Source organism: Streptomyces sp. NPDC051563 (assembly GCF_044454225.1).
Taxonomy (GTDB): Bacteria; Actinomycetota; Actinomycetes; order Streptomycetales; family Streptomycetaceae; genus Streptomyces.
The window spans coordinates 177689-196506 of sequence record NZ_JBITDL010000008.1; the positions used below are offsets into that span (position 1 = coordinate 177689).

The 18818-nt window shown below is 73.7% G+C and carries 11 protein-coding genes; 4 read left to right on the forward strand and 7 right to left on the reverse strand.

Going from position 1 to position 18818, the window contains the following annotated elements; all coding sequences use genetic code 11:
• Positions 1-20: 20 nt before the first annotated feature.
• From ACIA8F_RS12270 to ACIA8F_RS12280, 3 genes are all read right to left on the reverse strand, one after another.
• Entirely contained in the window at positions 21-854 is an 834-nt protein-coding gene (locus tag ACIA8F_RS12270; protein ID WP_399378220.1) for a thioesterase II family protein, read from the reverse strand.
• Positions 851-7297, reverse strand: a complete 6447-nt coding sequence (locus ACIA8F_RS12275; RefSeq protein WP_399378221.1) for an amino acid adenylation domain-containing protein — start codon at positions 7295-7297, stop codon at positions 851-853. The genes ACIA8F_RS12270 and ACIA8F_RS12275 overlap by 4 nt, the downstream gene beginning before the upstream one ends.
• Positions 7298-7445: 148 nt before the next feature.
• The gene (locus ACIA8F_RS12280; protein ID WP_399378222.1) at positions 7446-8843 is read right to left on the reverse strand and encodes an AAA family ATPase; all 1398 of its coding nucleotides are present in this window, start codon (positions 8841-8843) and stop codon (positions 7446-7448) included.
• Positions 8844-9174: 331 nt separating this feature from the next.
• Between ACIA8F_RS12280 and ACIA8F_RS12285 the strand changes: the two genes are divergently transcribed.
• The gene (locus tag ACIA8F_RS12285) at positions 9175-9357 is read left to right on the forward strand and encodes a hypothetical protein (RefSeq protein ID WP_399378223.1); all 183 of its coding nucleotides are present in this window, start codon (positions 9175-9177) and stop codon (positions 9355-9357) included.
• Between the two features lie 21 nt (positions 9358-9378).
• Here ACIA8F_RS12285 and ACIA8F_RS12290 read toward each other — a convergent pair whose 3' ends face one another.
• On the reverse strand, positions 9379-12663 hold the full coding sequence (locus tag ACIA8F_RS12290; protein WP_399378224.1) for an AfsR/SARP family transcriptional regulator: 3285 nt from the start codon (positions 12661-12663) through the stop codon (positions 9379-9381).
• A 297-nt stretch (positions 12664-12960) separates the two neighbouring features.
• On the opposite strand from ACIA8F_RS12290, the gene ACIA8F_RS12295 reads away from it, so the two are divergent.
• Positions 12961-13293: a nuclear transport factor 2 family protein gene (locus ACIA8F_RS12295; protein ID WP_399378225.1), complete on the forward strand. Its 333-nt coding sequence runs from the start codon at positions 12961-12963 to the stop codon at positions 13291-13293.
• 78 nt (positions 13294-13371) lie between these two features.
• Here ACIA8F_RS12295 and ACIA8F_RS12300 read toward each other — a convergent pair whose 3' ends face one another.
• Together ACIA8F_RS12300 and ACIA8F_RS12305 are read right to left on the reverse strand one after the other, a co-directional pair.
• A complete protein-coding gene (locus tag ACIA8F_RS12300) occupies positions 13372-15213 on the reverse strand; it encodes a methyltransferase (protein WP_399378226.1) in 1842 nt (613 codons plus the stop codon).
• Between the two features lie 110 nt (positions 15214-15323).
• A complete protein-coding gene (locus ACIA8F_RS12305) occupies positions 15324-16541 on the reverse strand; it encodes a 4-hydroxybenzoate 3-monooxygenase (protein WP_399378227.1) in 1218 nt (405 codons plus the stop codon).
• A gap of 308 nt (positions 16542-16849) precedes the next feature.
• On the opposite strand from ACIA8F_RS12305, the gene ACIA8F_RS12310 reads away from it, so the two are divergent.
• The gene (locus ACIA8F_RS12310; protein ID WP_399378228.1) at positions 16850-17212 is read left to right on the forward strand and encodes a transglycosylase family protein; all 363 of its coding nucleotides are present in this window, start codon (positions 16850-16852) and stop codon (positions 17210-17212) included.
• Between the two features lie 127 nt (positions 17213-17339).
• Here the strand turns inward: ACIA8F_RS12310 and ACIA8F_RS12315 are convergent, their stop codons facing one another.
• The gene (locus ACIA8F_RS12315; RefSeq protein WP_399378229.1) at positions 17340-17894 is read right to left on the reverse strand and encodes a YbaK/EbsC family protein; all 555 of its coding nucleotides are present in this window, start codon (positions 17892-17894) and stop codon (positions 17340-17342) included.
• A 284-nt stretch (positions 17895-18178) separates the two neighbouring features.
• On the opposite strand from ACIA8F_RS12315, the gene ACIA8F_RS12320 reads away from it, so the two are divergent.
• The gene (locus tag ACIA8F_RS12320) at positions 18179-18607 is read left to right on the forward strand and encodes a hypothetical protein (protein WP_399378230.1); all 429 of its coding nucleotides are present in this window, start codon (positions 18179-18181) and stop codon (positions 18605-18607) included.
• Positions 18608-18818: the final 211 nt, after the last annotated feature.

An 18818-nucleotide genomic window follows, 5' to 3' on the forward strand; every position in this document is an offset into this window, starting at 1 on the left:
AAGGAGGGAGCGGCAGACGGTCAGGCGGCGGAGCCGGCCGTGGCCCGGCCGCCGACGACGGAGCCGGAGCCCGAGCCGAGGACGGGGTCGAGGACGGTGCCGAGGACGGCGAAGAACTCAGCCAGCTGCTCCTGGAAGTAGAAGTGGCCGCCGGGCAGCACGAACGAGGCGAAGGGCTGGTCGGTGATCTGTGCCCAGCGGTCCAGCGAGGCGGCCGGTGCGACCGGGTCGGCGTCCCCGCCGATCACGGTCAGCGGGCAGTCCACGCGGGCCTCGGACTCCTCGCAGCGGTAGACGTCGTCGATCGCGAAGTCGGCGCGGATGGACGGGATGATGATCTCCCGCAGCTCCGGCTCGTCGAGGATGCCGTCGTCGGTGCCCCCGCGTTCCTTGATGGCGGCGACCAGCGCGTCGTCGTCCAGCAGTTCGGGGTGCACCGCGCACGGGTTGGCGAGGAAGGGGGCCCGGCAGGCCGAGGCGACCAGGGCCCGCGGGGTCCGGCCCGCCGCCTGCAGGGCCCGTACCACCTCGAAGGCGACCAGCGAGCCCATGCTGTGCCCGAGCACCACCAGGTCGTCGGTGGTGCCGGCGGGCAGCGAGGCCACGACGGGGCCGGCCAGGTCGGCGATGGTGCGGGGCAGGTCCTCGGCGAAGCGGGCGCCGCGGCCGGGGTACTGGCCGATCAGCAGCCGGACGTCGGCGGGCAGGTACCGGCGCCATTCGGCGTACGCGTGTGCGTTGCCGCCGGCGTGCGGCAGGACCAGCAGCGAGGTCCGCTGCGGGCCCTCGCCCGGGAGGTCCCACACCACGTCGTCGGGCGCGGGCGTGAAGTCCGGGTACGTGTCGTTGCTCATGAGGAACTCCGTTCCTGGTCGGGGGTGCGGCGGCGGAGCGCGGGCCGGGCCCGGCGGGGCGCCGCCGGGGCGGACCGGCGCAGGCTTTCTATGCGCGCGGCGAGGGTGGCGGGTGTCGGGTGCTGGAAGACGTCGCGCAGTGCGAGCGTGACGCCGAGGTCGGCGCCGATCCGGTTGGTGAGGCGGGCGGCCAGCAGGGAGTGGCCGCCGAGGTCGAAGAAGCCGTCGTCGATGGAGAGCGGCGCCGTCGTGTTCAGGGCGTCGGCGAAGTGCGCGAGGACCGTCGCCTCCAGCTCGGTGCGCGGAGCGCGCCCGCCGACGGTGGCGGCCGCCTCGGGGACGGGCAGGGCCCGCTTGTCGATCTTCCCGTTCGGGGTGAGCGGCAGCCGGTCCAGCAGGACCACGAAGGCCGGGACCATGTGGTCCGGCAGCAGCGTGCGCAGCCAGAGCCGGACGTCCTGCCCCGAGAGGCCGGGGGCGGTCGCGACGAGGTAGGCCGTCAGCTGGGGCGTGTTGTGATGGTCGGGGTGGGTCGCGAGGGTGGCCTGGGCGATGTCCGGGTGGCTGGTGAGGACGGTCTCGATCTCCGTCGTCTCGACACGGAAGCCGCGGATCTTGATCTGGGTGTCGGTGCGGCCGCTGTAGTGGAGGTTGCCCTCCGCATCCCAGTGGGCCTGGTCACCGGTGCGGTAGAGGCGGGAGCCGGGAGGGCCGTAGGGGTTGGGCAGGAAGGCGGCCGCGGTGGTGGCGGGCTGGCCGAGGTAGCCGTGTGCCAGGCCGTCGCCGGCCAGGTACAGCTCGCCGGTGGCACCGGGCGGTGCCGGGCGCAGGCGGGCGTCCAGGACGTAGGCCTGCTTGTTGGTGAGCGGCCGGCCGATGGACACGGTCGGAGTCGGACGGTCCGAGACCGGGATGGTGTGGGTGGTGGTGAAGCCCATGGATTCGGCGGGGCCGTAGCCGTTGGTGATGGTCAGCGAGGGGTGGAGGGCGTGGAGCCGGTGGACGTGGGTGGGGGAGGCGGGTTCGCCGCCGGTGTAGACGATCCGGGTGGTGCTGAAGGTGTCCGGGTGCTCGTCGGTGAGGTAGTTGAAGAGGCTGGAGGACAGCTGGAGCATGGTCACGGCGTGGCGCTGCGAGAGCGCGGCGATGGCGGCGGGTTCGGGGCGTTGTCCGGGTTGCAGGACGGTGGTGCCTCCGTGGAGGAGGGCGCCCCAGAATTCGAGGCTGAAGGCGTCCCAGGAGACGGGGGAGCACTGGAGGAAGATCTCGCCCGGGCCGAAGTGGGCGTAGGTCTGGGCGGTGACGGTGGAGACGAGGTTGCGGTGGGAGGACAGGATCCCCTTGGGGCGGCCCGTCGAGCCGGAGGTGAACATCACGCAGGCCGTGTCGGCAGGCGTCAGCCGGACGCCCGGGGCGGTGGCGGGCCGCAGGCCGATGGCCTCGGCTTCGGAGTCCACCAGCACGGAGGTCCACGGCCCGGCCACCCGGGCGTGGTGCCGCGCGTCGGTGACGAGGACACCGATCCCCGCGTCCCGTGCGGTCCCCGCGAGCCGTTCGTCGGGGAACTCGGGGTCCAGGAGGGCGTATCCGGCGCCGGTCTTGAGGACGGCGAGGAGGGCGACGGCGAACTCGGTGCCGCGGTCGAGCAGGATGCCTGCCAAATCGCCGCGTGTCAGGCCGTGTTCGGCGAGGTGGTGGGCGAGCCGGTTTGATTGGGCGTCGAGTTCACCGTAGGTGAGTTCCTCGTCGCCGAAGACCAGGGCGCGGGCTCCGGGGCGGGTACGGACCTGCTCCCCGAAGCGGTCGACGAGGGTGTCCTCCCCGATGTCGGCGCGCCGGCCCGTCCACTCCTCCAGCACCTGACGCCGCTCGGCCTCACCGAGCAACTCCAGCTCCGACACGGGGACGTCCGGGGCGGCCACGACGTGCTCCAGCGCGCGCCGCAGCATGTCCGCCAGCCGCTCCACGGTGCCGTGCTCGTACAGGTCGGAGCTGTACAGCACCGCACCCGTCAACGGTCCGTCCGGCTCGGCCCGCAGCAGGAACTCCAGGTCGAACTTGACCGCCCCCGTCGCCAGCGGCTCCGCGGCCCCGGCCCGCAGGCCCGGCAGGTCCGGGGCGACGGCCGGGCCCGACTCCAGGGCCAGGCAGATCTGGAACAGGGGGTGCCGGGCCAGCGTGCGCGTCGGGTTGACGGCCTCCAGCACCAGGTCGAAGGGGGCGTCCTGATGGGCGAAGGCATCCAGGTCGGCCGCCCGCACCCGGGCCAGCAGCTCGCGGAAGGCGGGATCGCCCGAGGTGTCGGTCCGCAGCACGAGCGTGTTGACGAAGAACCCCACCAGGTCCGACAGGGCCTCGTCCGTCCGTCCCGCGACCGGTGAGCCCAGCGGGATGTCCGTCCCCGCGCCCATCCGGGTCAGGAGGGCGGCCAGCGCCGCCTGCACCACCATGAACGGGGTGCACCGTTCGGCGCGCGCCAGCTCGACGATCCGCTTGTGCAGGCGGCGCCCGAAATCGACGCGCACCGCACCGCCGCGCTGCCCGGCCACCGCGGGCCGCGGCCGGTCGGTGACCAGCCCGAGCTCCTCCGGCAGCCCGGCCAGCGCCTCCTTCCAGTAGGCCAGTTGGCCTTCCAGCACCCCGCCGTCGGCCTGCGCGGCGCGCTGCCAGAGCGCGTAGTCGGCGTAGTCCGCGGGCAGCGGCGCCCAGTCGGGGGCGCGGTGCTCCCGCCGCGCCGCGTACGCGGCCGACAGGTCGTCGAAGAGCGGGCGCAGCGACTGGCCGTCGGTGGCGATGTGGTGCATCAGGACGAGCAGGGTGTAATCGGCCTCCCCGGTCCGCAACAGCGTTGCCCGCAAGGGATGTTCGGCGGCCAGGTCGAAGGAGTACCGGGCGGCGGCCAGCAGTTCGGCGTCCAGCTCGTCCGGGGCCACCGTACGGACCTCGAACACGGCCGGCCCTGCCGGGTCGACGACCTGCCGGGGGTCGCCGTCCACGGCGGTGAACCGGGTCCGCAGCGGCTCGTGCCGGCCGACGAGGTCGCCGAAGGCGGCCCGCAGCGCCGCCACGTCCACCGCGCCGTCCAGCCGGACCGTCATCGGCACGTTGTACGAGGTCCCCTGCTCCTGCAGGCCCGACACCAGCCAGAGCCGCTGCTGGGCGAAGGACAGCGGCAGCCGCTCGGGCCGCACGGCGGCCCGGGCCAGCGGAGGCAGCACGGGCCGGCCCGAGGCGGCCGTGACCTGGCGGGCCAGCGCCGCCGGGGTGGGGTGCTGGAAGACGTCGCGCAGGGTGAGGGTGACGCCGAGGGTGGAGCCGATCCGGTTGACCAGGCGGGCGGCGAGCAGGGAGTGGCCGCCGTGGTCGAAGAACCCGTCGTCGATGGAGAGCGGGGCCGGGGAGCCGAGGACCTCGCTGACCAGGGTCCGGACGATCTCCTCCAGCTCGGTACGGGGCTGGCGGCCACCGGCGGTCAGCGGAAGCTCGACGGCGGGCAGGGCCCGCTTGTCGATCTTCCCGTTCGGGGTGAGCGGCAGCCGGTCCAGCACCGCGAACTGCGCCGGGACCATGTGCTCCGGAAGGCGCTCGCGGAGCCAGCTCTTCAGCGCGGCGGGGGACGGGTCGGGGCTGGGGCCTGCGGCGGATCCCCCGCCGGGTCCGGTGCCGGATCCCGCGCCGGGGACCAGGGTGACGTAGGCCGTCAGGTGGGTGGTGTGCACCACCGTGGCCTGGGCGATCCGGGGATGGCCGGTCAGCACTGTCTCGATCTCGGTGGGTTCCACGCGGAAGCCGCGGATCTTGATCTGGGTGTCGGTGCGGCCGGTGTAGTGGAGGTTGCCTTCGGTGTCCCAGTGGGCTTGGTCGCCGGTGCGGTAGAGGCGGGAGCCGGGAGGTCCGTAGGGGTTGGGCAGGAAGGCGGCCGCGGTGGTGGCGGGCTGGCCGAGGTAGCCGTGTGCCAGGCCGTCGCCGGCCAGGTACAGCTCGCCGGTGGTGCCGGGCGGTGCGGGGTGCAGCCGCGCGTCGAGGACGTAGGCCTGCTTGTTCGTCAGCGGCCGGCCGATGGACACCGTGCCCGTCACTTCGGCCGTGGCCGGGATGGTGTGGGTGGTGGTGAAGCCCATGGATTCGGCGGGGCCGTAGCCGTTGGTGATGGTCAGCCCGGGGTGGAGGGCCTGCAGGCGGTGGACGTGGGTGGGGGAGGCGGGTTCGCCGCCCGTGTAGACGATCCGGGTGGTGGCGAAGGTCTCCGGGTGCTCGTCGGTCAGGAAGTTGAAGAGGCTGGAGGAGAGCTGAAGCATCGTGACGCCCCGGCTCGGGGCCAGCGCGGCGATGGCGGCGGGCTCCGGACGCTGTCCGGGTTGCAGGACGGTGGTGCCTCCGTGGAGGAGGGCGCCCCAGAATTCGAGGCTGAAGGCGTCCCAGGAGACGGGGGAGCACTGGAGGAAGGTCTCGCCCGGGCCGAAGTGGGCGTAGGTCTGGGCGGTGACGGTGGAGACGAGGTTGCGGTGGGAGGAGAGGATCCCCTTGGGGCGTCCGGTCGAGCCGGACGTGAACATCACGCAGGCCGTGTCGGCAGGCGTCAGCCGGACGCCCAGGGGCGCGGACGGCTGCCGGCCGACGGCCCCGCTCCCGGCATCGACCAGCACGGTCGCCCAGGGGCCGGCCACCCGGTCCCGGTGCGTCCCGTCGCTCACCAGCATCCGCAGACCGGCTTCGGCAGCCGTACCCGCGAGCCGTTCATCGGGGAACTCGGGGTCCAGGAGGGCGTATCCGGCGCCGGTCTTGAGGACGGCGAGGAGGGCGATGGCGAACTCGGTGCCGCGGTCGAGCAGGATGCCTGCCAAATCGCCGCGTCCCAGGCCGTGTTCGGAGAGGTGGTGGGCGAGCCGGTTGGATCGGGCGTCGAGTTCACCGTAGGTGAGTTCCTCGTCGCCGAAGACCAGGGCGCGGGCTCCGGGGCGGGTGCGGGCCTGTGCCTCGAAGCGGTCGACGAGGGTGTCCTCCCCGATGTCGGTGCGCCGGCCCGTCCACTCCTCCAGCACCTGACGCCGCTCGGCCTCACCGAGCAACTCCAGCTCGGGCAGCGGTACGTCGAGATCGGAGTCCAGCACCTTCGTCACGAAGCGCAGGAACCGGTCCTGGTGCCCGGCCACTGCGGCGAGGTCGCAGACCTGCGGCGCCGCATCGAAGTCGATCCGGAGCCCTCCCTCGGGCCCCAGGTCGTAGACGCCGACCGCCAGGTCCTCCACGGGGCCGTTGCTCAGATTGTGCTGCGTGGTCGGGAAGCCGCAGAACCGCATCCCGGGGGTGAAGGCCATGATGTTGACCAGCGGAGCCGTGATCCGCCGCTCCGACTCACCGACACCCAGGTCCCGGCACATGTCCTCGTACCGGGTGCGCTGGTGCGCCAGACCCTGCCGGGTCTCCTTGACCACGGCCGCCAGCAGCTCGGCGAGCGTCCCCTCGGGCGCCACCGGCACCCGCAGCGGCACCACGTTCGACATCATCCCCGGCGTGCGCCGGGCCAGTTCGGTCCGCCGGCCCGTCACCGGAAGGCCGAGCACCGGCTCGGAGCTTCCGCTCACCCGGTGCACGTAGGCCGCGACGAGAGCGATCACCAGCATCGCCCACGGTGCCCGATGCGCCCGCGCCACCGCCCGCAGCCGGTCCGCCCGGTCCGGCGGCAGCACCACGGTGCGCCGTACGAAGGGCAGCGCACCCGGCGCCGGTACTCCGCTGCGGCCTTCGCCGAGCCGCGGGGTCTGCGGCAGCCCCGCGAGGTGCCCGGCCCAGTGCGCCCGGTCCGCCGCCGCCTCGGGCGAGGTCCGGTACCCCGCGTCCTCGGCGAGCAGCTCCTCCAGCGTCCCGAACGGACCCGGCCCCCAGGGCTCGCCGGCCGCGGCCCGCTCGTACAGCTCCACCAGCCGCTGGTCCATCAGGGCGATGCCCAGGCCGTCGACGGCCAGGTGGTGGAAGGCGTGGAAGTAGAACCAGCGCCGTTCGCCGCCGGGCGCGGTGCCCGCGTCGATCAGGACGTGCCGGGTCAGCCAGCCGTCCGCGAGGTCGAAGGGCCGCGTCAGTTCCGCGTCCATCCGGTCCCGGGCCGCTCCCGCCGGGTCCGCCTCCCCGCTCAGGTCCAGCAACTCCAGCTGCCGGTCGCCCGGTTCGGCCCGCACCAGCTGCCACAGGGCGCCGTCCTCGTCCGCGCCGGTGCCGCGGATGCGCAGCGCGTCCGCCTCGCGGGCCAGCTGGTACCAGGCCCGGGCGAGCAGCTGCGGATCGAGGTCGCCCAGGATCTCGCGGTACTCCCCGATGTTGTAGCGGCAGCCGGTGGCGTCGAGTCCGTGGGCCATCCAGATGTCGCGTTGCGCCGCCGACAGCGGCAGCCGCGCAGCGACCGGACCGTGCGCGGTGCTGCTCTGTTCAGCGGGCTTGGGGGACATGCCGGTGCTCCTCAAAATGGTCTCCGTGGCGGGCGGTCGAGCGGGGTCCGGACGCCGGTCCGGGTTCTGCCGTGCGGTCCGGCCGTACGCCATCCAACCGGCGGGCTCCCGGGGCGGGCGGCAGTTGCTCCGGCACTCGGCCAGCAGTTCAGGCGGCAGTGGCGGCAGCGGTACGGGGCTGCGCAACGGCGGCCGGGCACGCGGCCCGGACCAGGCCGAGGACCCGGAACCGGGAGCTGCCGCCCTCGTGCGCGGCCCGCACCGCACCGCTGATCAGCAGCTCGCGCAGCAGCCGGCCGGACTCCGCCAGGCCGCCGCCGGTGAGGGCGGTGATCCCGGCCAGCTCGAACTCGTCCCCGGACCGGCCGCACAGCCCCTCCAGCAGCTCCCGCGCGGCGGGCGAGAGCCGCTCCAGTCGGTCGCGCAGCACACCGCGGAAGCCGTCGGCCCCCGGCCGGCCGCCCAGGTGGTCGAGCAGGGCCGCCGGGTCCTCGCCGAGGCTTTGGCACAGCGCGGGCAGATCGCACACGACCAGCCAGGAGGCGGCCGCTGCCAGTGCCCCCGGGTGCCCGTCAAGCCGCCGGCTGATCCACGCCGCCCGCTCCAGGTCGGCCGCCGCCGGGGCGAACTCCGGCCGCACCCGCCGGACATGGTCGAGGAACAGCCTCACCGCGGGGGCCGTCGCGTCCGCCGCCCCGGCGGCGGGCACCTCCAGCGGCGCCAGCAGGAAGATCCGCTCACCGGGCACCTCCCACGGCTGGTCGGAGGTCACCAGCAGCCGCAGGCCCGGGCAGGCCCGCAGCAGGACCGTCAGCCGGTCGCACCGGGCGCCACCCGCCGCGGCTCCGTCGAGCACCAGCAACACCGGCTGGTCGCCGAGCAGTTCGGCCAGGGCATCGACCGCACTCGGTGAGCCTGCGGCGGCCGGGGCCGCCGGGGCGGTCGCCGCCGCGGTCGCCGGTACGGTCGTCGGCGCGAGCAGCTCGGCGACCGCCGCCGCGACCCGGGCCGCGGGCTCGCCGTCCGGGCAGCCCAAGTGGTCGGCCTCCGCACCGGGGAAGGCGTGCCAGAGCACCGGCGTTCCGGCCGCGTGCAGCCGTTCGGCCACCGCCAGCGCCAGCCGGGTCTTGCCCACACCGGCCAGCCCCACCAGGTGGACCAGCCGCTCCGCGCCCGAGGACAGCTCCCGCTCCAGCCCCGCCAGCTCCGCCTCCCGGCCCACCATCGGGTGCAGGGCCGTCGGCGGTGCGGGCGGCTGCTCCCAGCCCGCGCCGGTCGCCCGCCCCCGCTGGACGGCCGCCTCGAGGGAGGCCCGGGCCCGCGGGCCGAGTCTCAGCGCATCGGCCATCAGGCGCAGGGTGTCGGGGCGGGGTCGTCTCGCCTTGCCCTGCTCCAGATCGCGGATGGCGCGGACGCTGATGGTGGACAGATCGGCCAGCTCCCGCTGGGTGAGCCCGATCCGCAGCCGGTGGGCCCTGATGAGGACCCCCAGTCGGGTGGCCTCCTGTGCGAGGGGGACTGCGGCGGCGACGGCCGTGCTGTGCATGTGCGCTCCCGGCGGTGGTGGTGGGGAACGACAGGGCCTGGGGTGATGCGGCCCGGTTCCTGATCCCTATCGTCGGCAGCGCGCTATCGCCCCGGCATCACCGGACGAACCGCCTCCGGTGGGCCGCCCTATCACCGCGCGGACCCGGCGCCACCGCGCCGGGTGCCGCTATCGGCAGGCGGGCCGGCGGCTATCACGGCGCGGGGCGGTCCGTGATAGCGCGGGGATAGGGCCGGGGCCGGTGCGGGGATTCCGGCCCTTCCTAATGTCTGTCCCAGAACGAAGGAAGCGCCCCGGAAGAACCGGAGCGCACCGACGAAGGGACTCAGAAATGACGCTCGCCACCGCCTTCCGCACCGCCCTCGTCACCGTCGCCATCGCCGGAGCCGCGGTGCTCGGTACCCAGGTGGCCCAGGCCGACGGCCCCGTGGCCCCCGCCGCCACGGCCGGCAACCCTGCCCCCCAGGCCACCCCCTCCCCGAGCACCACCACGGACACCAACCCGTGGGACTGACGTCCCCCCGTCGCCCCGGTGTCAGACCCCGGCAGCGGCCCCGCTCGCCGGCGTGTGAGGGGCCACCGCGCCCAGACCGGTCCTCAGGGCCGGGTCGGCAGGAGCGCCACCGGTGACCTGGCCGGGCAGCTGGACCACGACCGGCCTGGCCGGCAGCGCGGCCGAACCCAACAGCCCCATCGCCTCGTCGAGTTCCGCGTCCATCCGCCGCTCGCGGAAGACCCGTACCGAACTCTCCAGCAGCTCCCGCGACCGCGAGCGCTCACCGGCGCCCCCGCTCGCCACCAGCAGCCTCGCCAGATCCAGCCGTACCAGCGCCGCCCCGCCCTGGTCCATGATCTGCTCGCGGACCGACAGCGCCTGCGCGTAGAAACCCCGGGCGGCCTCACCGCGGCCGAGCTCCGCGTGCGCATGACCCAGGTCCCGCAGCAGGTGGCCCTCCCCGATCACGTCCCCGCTGTCCCGGCACAGCTCCAGCACCTCGGTGAACGTGCGCACCGCGCGCTCGTGTTCGCCGCGGGCCTGCGACAGCTGGCCCGCCCTGCGCAGGGTCCGGGCCTGTCCGCCCGTGTACCCCACCGCACGGTAGATGCCGAGCGCCTCGTCCAGCCGGTCCTGCGCGGCCGAGGCCTGGCCGCGCACCATCCAGATCTGCGCGCTCTGCGTCAGGACGATGGCCCGGCCCACCACGTCACCGACCCGGTCGAAATCCCGCAGCGCCCGGTCGTACAGGGTGAGCGCGCGGTCCTCGTTGCCCTGCATCCGCTCCAGCAGGGCCAGGTCGCGGTGGCACAGCGCCAGCCCGTGGGGGTCCCCGAGCTCCTGGAACAGCCCGAGCGCCGAGGTCAGCGCCGCCCGGGACTCCTCCTTCTGGCTGCGCCCGAGGTGCAGTACGCCCATCGAGCTGAGCAGGGCCGCGGTGCCGCGCTTGTTGCCCGCGGCCCGTACGGCCTCCAGCGCCAGCTGGTGCGTGCGCTCCCAGTCGTCGAAGTAGCCCCGGCCCTCGAACAGGGTCGTCAGCGTCGTCGCCAGGTCCCAGCACAGCTCGTCCATCTGCGCCGCCGCCGCGTGCTCGACGGCCTGGACCAGGTTGGCGTGCTCGCTGTCGAGCCACTCCAGCGGATCGACGAGGAGTTCGTCCACGCACGGAGCGGGCGGCTCCCAGCGCGGTGCGCTGCCGTGGAGCACGGTGAAGTCCCCGCCGTAGATGCGCCGGTGGGCCTGTTCGGCCAGCGACAGCCAGCCGCCCAGCATCCGCCCGAGCGCCGCCTTCTGCGCGGCCGGCTCGTCGTGCGCGGCGAGCTGCTCCCGCGCGAACACCCGGATGATCTCGTGGAACCGGTAGCGGAAGCCGCCGGTGGACTCGACCCCGACGACGTCCAGCATCTGTACGTCGACGAGCGGTTCGAGGAGGTCGCAGGGGAAGGGGCGGTCGTCGTCCAGCAGCGCTCCGGCCAGCCAGCCCGGGAGCGTCGGACCCTTCGCGAGGCTCAGCAGCCGCAGCAGCCGCCGGTCCGCCGCGGCCAGTCCGTCGTGCGTGAGCGAGAGGCTCGCCCGCATCGTCATCTCGCCGTGGGTCAGTTCGTCGAGGCGGTGCCGTTCGTTGGCCAGGCGGTGCACCATCGAGGCGAGCGTCCAGTGCGGACGGGCCGCCAGCCGGGCGGCGACGATCCGCAGGGCCAGCGGCAGTCCGCCCACCGTGCGGATCAGGGCCTCGGCGGAGGCCCCCTCGCGCCTGACCCGCTCCTCGCCGATCACCCGTACCAGGAGTTCCAGCGCGTGTTCGGTGCTCATCACGTCGAGCTCCACGCGGTGTGCGCCCGGCAGGCCGGTGAGCCGGACCCTGCTGGTGACGAGCACGGCGCAGCTGCGGCTTCCCGGCAGCAACGGGCGGATCTGGCTCTCCGACGCCGCGTCGTCGAGCACCACCAGCACCCGCCGCGAGGCCATCAGGGTGCGGTACATCTCGGCGCGCTCGTCCTGCGATTCGGGGATCACGGGTCCGGGGATGCCGAGTGCGCGCAGGAACCGGCCGAGCACCTCGGAGGAGGTCGCCGGAGTGCCGGTGCCGCGCAGGTCGCAGTACAACTGGCCGTCGGGGAAGGCGTTCTCGCTGAGCCGGTGGGCGATGTGGGTGGCCAGCGTGGACTTGCCGGTGCCCGGCTTGCCGACGACCACGGCGAGGCCCACGGCCCGGCCGCCCTCGGCGAGCAGCGTCCGCTCGATCGCCTCGATCAGCACCTCGTCCCCGACGAAATCCGAGGTGTCGGCGGGGAGCTGGCGCGGGACCTCCTCCCGGTACGAGGCTGCGCCGGGCGCGGCCGGAAGCGGGGCGGGCCGCTCCGGCACGGGCGCGTCGCCGGTCGTGAGGGACGCCGCGGCCACCGTGCCCGCGACGGCCTCGGCCGGTGCCGCTGCCGGGGGAGCCGCAGCGGCCGGAGCGGTGCCCGTGCCCGTACGCGTACCGGTACCCCGGCCCGGATCTCCGGTGCCGTAGTCGCCGGCCCCGGGCCGGGACGGCGGGGCGACTTCGCCGGCAAGGATGGCTGATTCCAGTGCCCGGAGTTCGGCTCCCGGCTCCAGTCCGAGCTCCTCCACGAGCAGTTCGCGGCCGACCCGGTAGCTCTCCAGTGCCTCCGCCTGCCGACCCGAGCGGTACAGCGCGAGCATCAGCTGCCCGCGCAGCCGCTCCCGCAGCGGGTGCACCCGCACGAACAACTGGATCTCGCCGACGAGCTGGTGGTGCCGGCCCAGTTCCAGCTCCAGGCCGATCCGGGTCTCCGCCACCGTGAGGCGTTCCTCGTCCCACTGCAGGGCCTTGCTCCGCAGGGTGTCGCTCGACACCCCGCTGAGGCAGTCGCCCTGCCACAACGCGGCTGCTGTGCGCAGCAGTTCCGCCGCCTCGCCCAGGGCCCCCTGCTTGGCCAGCGCACGCGCCTCGGCGACCGTGCGGGCGAACAGCGCGGAGTCGACGAGGTCGCCCTCCGTCTTGAGGACGTACCCCGGTGGCCGTGTGGTGATCGCGGCCGGGACCGCCGCCGTGCTGAACAGCTTCCGCAGCCGCGACACGCAGATCTGCACCTGGGTGCGGGCCGTGTCCGGGGGCTCGTCGTCCCAGATCAGATCGACGAGGTAGTCCGTGCTCACCACGCGGTTCGCCTCGAGCAGCAGGGCGGCCAGGATGACCTCCTGCCGACCGGGCGGTATGCGTACGGGACCGCCGAGACCGGTCACTTGTAACGGTCCGAGAATGCGGAACACCACCGAGTCAGGGGTCGGCGGAACCCCGCCGGGCGAAACGGTCATGAGACTCCCAGCTGGGGGCATGCCTGATCCCGCTCACACCGCACGCACGATGCGGTCGAGCCGGGAGGGAAGACGGGTGGAGCGGAGGTCAGTCTTCCCGAACACGTCTGCGGTTGTCCATGGTGTGGAGATTTCGTGGCGGTGAACGGGACGGTGCAGTTCAGGCCATCGAGGCCCGGTCGCGGCGTCGCGGATCCCCGTCCCGGTGATAGGCCGGGGATAGCCCCGAGTTGCGCGACTGGAGGACGGTGTATCCGCCGCCCCCCGGAGGGGAGGCGGCCGTACGAAAGGACCCTCATGACCAGCCGGTACCCGAGGCGGATCCCGCCCAGCCCCGTCATCACCGACTCCGGGGTCGACCACGTCCGCCTCGCGTACCACTACCTCGACAGCGGGGACCTCGACGGCTACGGGTCCCTCCTGCACGCGGGGAGCCTCGGTGCCGAGCTGGAGGCCCCCGGGGGCGCCGGGGCCCGGCACCACATCACCCGGATCGTCGCCGAGGGGGACTGCGTGGTCGCGATGGGCCGCCTCGCCCCTCAACAGCGGGATTTCGTCGACGTGTTCACCCTCTCCGACGAGGGAATGCTCCGCGCCTGCCGGCGCTACTATTCCGCCCGGCCCAGCTGACCGCGGCCGGGCGGGGAGTCAACGGCAGGGCATGCGGGGCCCGTTGTCCGCCGGAGAGTCGTCCTTCCGTGACCTCGCCTACCGGGCCCTGCGGGCGTGCAGGACGTGGGCCTCCAGAGGGAGCGGGGAGTGGCCGAGCAGCTCCAGTCCTGCGTCGGCGAGCAGTCGGGCGTAGTGCTTGGCCCGGCGTTCGCGACCGCCGACGTTGCACATCATGTGAAGGTCCCAGGCCGTGGCCAGCGAGGGCGAACCGTCGGCGGGCAAGAGCCGTTCGACGATCAGCAGGTCGGCGTGGCCGGGCATCGCGCGGGCGCAGTGGCGCAGGATCTCCCGGCACCGGTCGTCGTCCCAGTCGTGCAGGATGCGGGAGAGCACGTACACGTCGCCGCCGGACGGTACGTCCGCGAAGTCCCCGCTGCGGTAGTCGCAGCGGGCGCCGCAGCCCGCGGCGTCGAGCGAACGGCGGGCGGCCTCGACGGCGTGCGGGCGCTCCAGGAGCGTGCCCCGCAGCCCCGGGTGCGCGGTCAGGATGCGCCCGAGCAGCTCGCCGTTGCCTCCAGCGACGTCGACCACGGTCCGCGGGGCGGCCGCCCGGGCCGCCGCGGTGATCACGGGGTGCGCCGGGAGCGGCTGGAACATCCGCGAACTGGCCGCCATGGAGCGGTCGAAGAGGTCCGCGAGTTCGGGGTCGCGGGCGAAGTGGTCGAAGTGGTTCTCGCCGAAGAGGTGGTCGAATCCGGGCTGCCCGGTCCGTACGGTGTGGTCGAGGGCGGCGAAGGACCCGTAGAAGGGTCCCCCGTACATCAGGGCCAGCGGACGCATCGTGTCCGGGGAATCCGCGCGCAGCAGGGCTCCGAGCGGGGTGAGGCGGAAGCTTTCCTCTCCGGCCTCTCCCGGGACCTCCCCGGCGGGCGCGGGCGGCCCGGCGGTCGTGGACTCCTCGGCCACGAGGTCGAGCATCCTGAGGTAGCGCAGGAGCGTGGCGAGGTTCTCGGGCCGGGTGGCGGTGCGCCGGGCGAGCTCCCGGATGCCGGTGGCGGCGTACGGGTCCATGGCGTCGGGCAGGCCCAGGCGCGCGAACGCGGCCAGTGCCTGTGTGGTCCATGCTCCGGTGAGGAGGCGCAGGAGCGTCTCTGCAGACCGGCCGGCGTCCGGGCGCTCCTGCGGGACCGCGCAGAGGTGGTCGCGGAGGGCGTCCCGGTGGTCGCCGGGCGTGTAGAGCTCCAGGCGGCGGTAGCCGCACGCCCCGGCCGCGGGGGTGGTGAAGTAGAGGACCGTGCCGTCCTCGTGCGGGTTGTAGCCGCCGCCGTCGGGGCGGGCACCGTGCCGGGCGAGCACGGCGCACAGGCCGCGCAGCACGAGGGGGTCCGGGTGCTCCAGTTCGAGGGCGAGGTGGGCCTCGTGGCCCCGGGCGCGTTCGTGCACGGCGACCGCTTCGAGGTCCGAGTGCGCGGGCACCGTCAGGGCGAACACCTCCACCGCCCGGCGTTCCCCGGCCGGGCCCTGGACGCGGGGGCGCAGGATCCGGACGTCGAGGTCGGCCAGGTCGCGGCCGTGGCGCCGGGCCAGCCGTTCCCGTACGACGACGCTGGGCTGGGACGGGGTGTCGACGGCGAGCCCGCAGGCGGCGAACCGGCGGAGCAGGTCCTGCTCGTCGGTGGGGAAGAGCAGCAGGCCGGCGTGGGCGAAACGGCAGTGCGGGGCCAGGGACTCCAGTTCCGGACCGGACAGACCGGGCAGCAGGAGGGGCAGCAGGGTGGCGGTGTCGTGTTCCCGTACGAACTCGACGGCCGCGCGCAGGCGGGCCGTGTCGTCCGGCGTCGTGCCGTTGGGGGGCGTGCTGCCGTGGGGAAGCATCGTTTCGCCTCGAAGCGGTGGTACGGCGGGGCGCGTCGCTTCGTCGGGGAGGGTCGTCGTCATCGTGGGAATTCCTCGGGTGGTTCCGGGGCGGGTGCCCCGGCGGGAGCGGGGCAGGACGGACCGGCTGTGCGGTGGGTGGACGAGGGGGACAGTGGGGTGAAGGACGGTGGTCACATGCCGACGTAGTTCTCGGCGAACCAGTCCTGGTGGGTGCGTGAGGTGCGCAGGGAGTCGAGGCGGGCGCGCCGCAGGGAAGCCTGGAAGAACGATCCGCCTGACGGGTCCTCCCGGCCCGGGACCGCGTGCAGCAGCCCGGTCATCCACTGGGTGAACTCCTGCGCGCGCCAGATGTGCGCCAGACACCGCACCGAGTACCGGTCGAGGGCCGCGTCGCCGCCTCCGGTGAGGGTCTCGGTGAGGACCGCGGCCAGGATCTCCGCCTCCAGGACGGCGAGGTTCGCGCCCTTCGCGGCGGCCGGGGCGGTCAGGCTCGCGGCGTCGCCGGCGAGCAGGAGCGACCCGTGGCGCAGCGGTTCGATCACGTCGCAGGCCAGGTCGACGACCCCGCGCTCGATGATCGGCCCCCTGCGCAGCGGACCGTGCTCGGCGGCGCCCATCCGCAGGTCGAGCTCGTCCCAGATCCGCTCCTCGGACCAGGCGCCGGCGGCCGCGCCGCGCCGGTACTGGAGGTAGTACCGCGTGACCTGCGGGCTGCGGGCCATGTGACCGGCGAAGCCGCGGTCGTGGACGGCGTAGCCGACGGCGTCGAGGCTCGGCGGAGCTTCGGCGAGCAGGCCGAGCCAGCTCACTCCATGGTCGTGGTGGTGGCGGACCGTGCCGGGCGGCAGCGAGCGGCGGGCCGCGCCGTGGCGGCCGTCGCAGCCGGCGACGTACCGCGCGTCCCAGCGGGTGGGGCGGCCGTCCGGCTCCCGGGTGGTGACGTGGGGCCGGACTCCGTCGGCCTCGTGCACCGACAGTGCCTCGGTCTCGAAGTGGATCCGGCCGCCCGCGTCGAGGTAGTGCGTCAGGAGGTCCGTGACCAGGTTCTGCTGCGGGTAGACGGTGTGCTGCTCACCCCGGCCCAGGGAGCCGTAGTCGAGCCGGAAGCGGCCGTTTCCGGTGCGGAACTCGCACGTGCCGTGGGTGCGCCCGTGCCGGTGCAGGCCGTCGGCGAGGCCGTGGCGGTCCAGGATCCGTACGGTGTTCGGCGCGAGGAACCCGGCCCGGGCCCGGGTCTGGACGTGCGAGCGGTCGGCGCGTTCGAGAACGACGCAGTCGATCCCGGCGGCGAGCAGGAGGTTGGCGAGCACCAGGCCGGCGGGGCCGGCGCCGAGGACGATCACGTCGGCCGAGGTGCGTAAGGGTCGACAATTCTGACTTTCTGTCATGGCGCGGGAATCATAAGCACGGAAAAACCCGAGGAAGATCACCAATAACCCGTATGCAGCAATAGGGTGAAAATCGGTGTGGCGCGGGAGCCTGCGCGCCGGGTTCCTCCGGTCCGTTCGCGGAGGCTTTTTGCGGCCGCGTGAGGCCTGTAGGGCGTCCGTTCGGGTGGCGTTGACCCTTCACCGGTCGTAAGTGCCGCTGGAAATAAGCCGGTCCGTGCTGTGCTGTGGCCACGACCCGAAGGCGGTCGTACGCGGGCCCGCCCGCTGTTTGCGGCAGGTCCGGCCCCAACAGCGAAGGAGGACTGATGTCGCGCTACCGGAAGGACCGGCCAGGGCGGAGCAGGATCGGTCAACTGCTCTTCTTTGCCACGGTGTTGGCAGTACCGCTTGTGGATGCGACTGGGGCTCATGCCGCCGCGGTCCACTCCAAACAGGGCCCCGACTGGGATGCCATCGCCCGGTGCGAATCCGGGGGAAACTGGCGGGCGAACACCGGCAACGGCCATTACGGCGGATTGCAGTTCACCCAGTCGAGCTGGAATGCGGCAGGAGGCCGCAGGTACGCACCGCGCGCCGACCTCGCCACGAAGGCGGAGCAGATCGCCACGGCGAGGAGGCTCGCGAAGATCCAGGGAATGGGGGCCTGGACCTGCGCACGACGCAGATGACGGACGCGCTCCGACAGGGCGTTCCCGGCGCCCTGTTGGAGCGGCCCGGGCCGGGCGTCCCGCAACGCGGCGGACGTTGATCCGCTGAGGGCCGCGCGCCGCCAATCCCCTTGCGCAACAAGGTGATTCAGCGGGCGAGGCCGTCGATCAGTTCGGCGCCCGGGATCTCCGTGAACAGCCTTCCGGGAGCGATGAGTTTCCCGCGGCGGCGCCCGCTGCCGATCAGTACATACGGCATGTCGCGGACGGCCGGGTCCACCAGCAGCGGCCAGTCGTCCGGGAGCCCCAGAGGGGTGATGCCGCCGTACTCCATGCCCGTCAGCTCCACTGCCGTGTCCATCGGGGCGAAGGAGACCTTGCGCGCCCCCAGATGGCGGCGGACTGCGCCGTTCACGTCGACCCGGGCGGCGGAGGGCACCAGGCAGGCTGCGAGGGTGGTCTCCCCGCCGCGCTTGGCGGCCACCACCACGCAGTTCGCCGACTGGTCCAGCAGTTCCCGGCCGAAGTGCTCCACGAAGGCAGCCGTGTCGGCGATGGCCGGGTCGGTGTCGACATAGAGGATCTGCGCGGCGGGCACGTCTCCCCGCCAGCCGCCGACCGCCCGTGCCACGGGCAAGGTGAGCTCGGCGAGGCAGTCGGGGGCGGGCACGGCGTTGTCGAACGGGCCGATGGGAGTGCGCATGCGGGCACGCTAGCACCGTGCTCCCAGCCCCCCCCCGCGCCCTGGTTGGCGGGGGGCTTTCCAGGCCCCGGCAGGGATGGGCCGGGACGGGTGCGGACCGTACGGGACCGGCCGTTATGCGGCCTTGTCCAACCGGCCGTACACCCAGGCTGACCTGCGGTTTCACTCGGAGACCCCAGGGGTCGGGGGTGCGGTGTGCGGATGCGGGCCCGGGGGCCCTGTGTCAGCTTGGTACGAGTGGGGGCCGGACCAGGGGGCGTCTTCCCCGAAGGGGTGCATCGCAGATGAATCGACTTCTCGCCACGGCGGTGAGCACCACCGCCGCAGCGCTTCTCGTGGCCGGCGGGGCCGCCTCGGCCTTCGCCGCCGCGCCCACCGATGACGCGACCACGAAGCTGTGCAGCAGTCTGACCGAACTCAAGGCCGACAACGCGAAGTTGCGTGCGCTCGACCCGGCGACAGCCACCAAGGACCAGATCAAGGACGCGCACAACGCCGTCCAGGACGACTGGAAGACGGTCGCCGAATCCACCGCGCAGTTCAACGCCGCGCAGAAGGACGCGGTCAAGTCCGCCGCCGACGGCGTGAAGAAGACGTACGAGAGCCTGCCCGGTGACACCACCGGCGCCGAGGTACTCACCAAGCTCACCCCGGATCTGCAGAAGCTCGACACGGCCGTCGCGAGCGCGCAGACCGGTTTGAAGTGCGGCTGACCGATCCGGAGTAGCCCCGGAGCAGATCCGGAGTAGACCAGGACCAGACCCGGACCCACCACCGGGCGGGGTGCGGTACGAGCGCCCCGCCCGGCGTCCTGTCCGGTCCCAGGCCGGCCCGCTCCGCGGCTCCCCGGGGGCCCGCGGGGCACGGGCCCGGTCGCCGGGTCCTCGCGCGGGGACGATACTGAAGGTCACGGTGCGTGGAGGC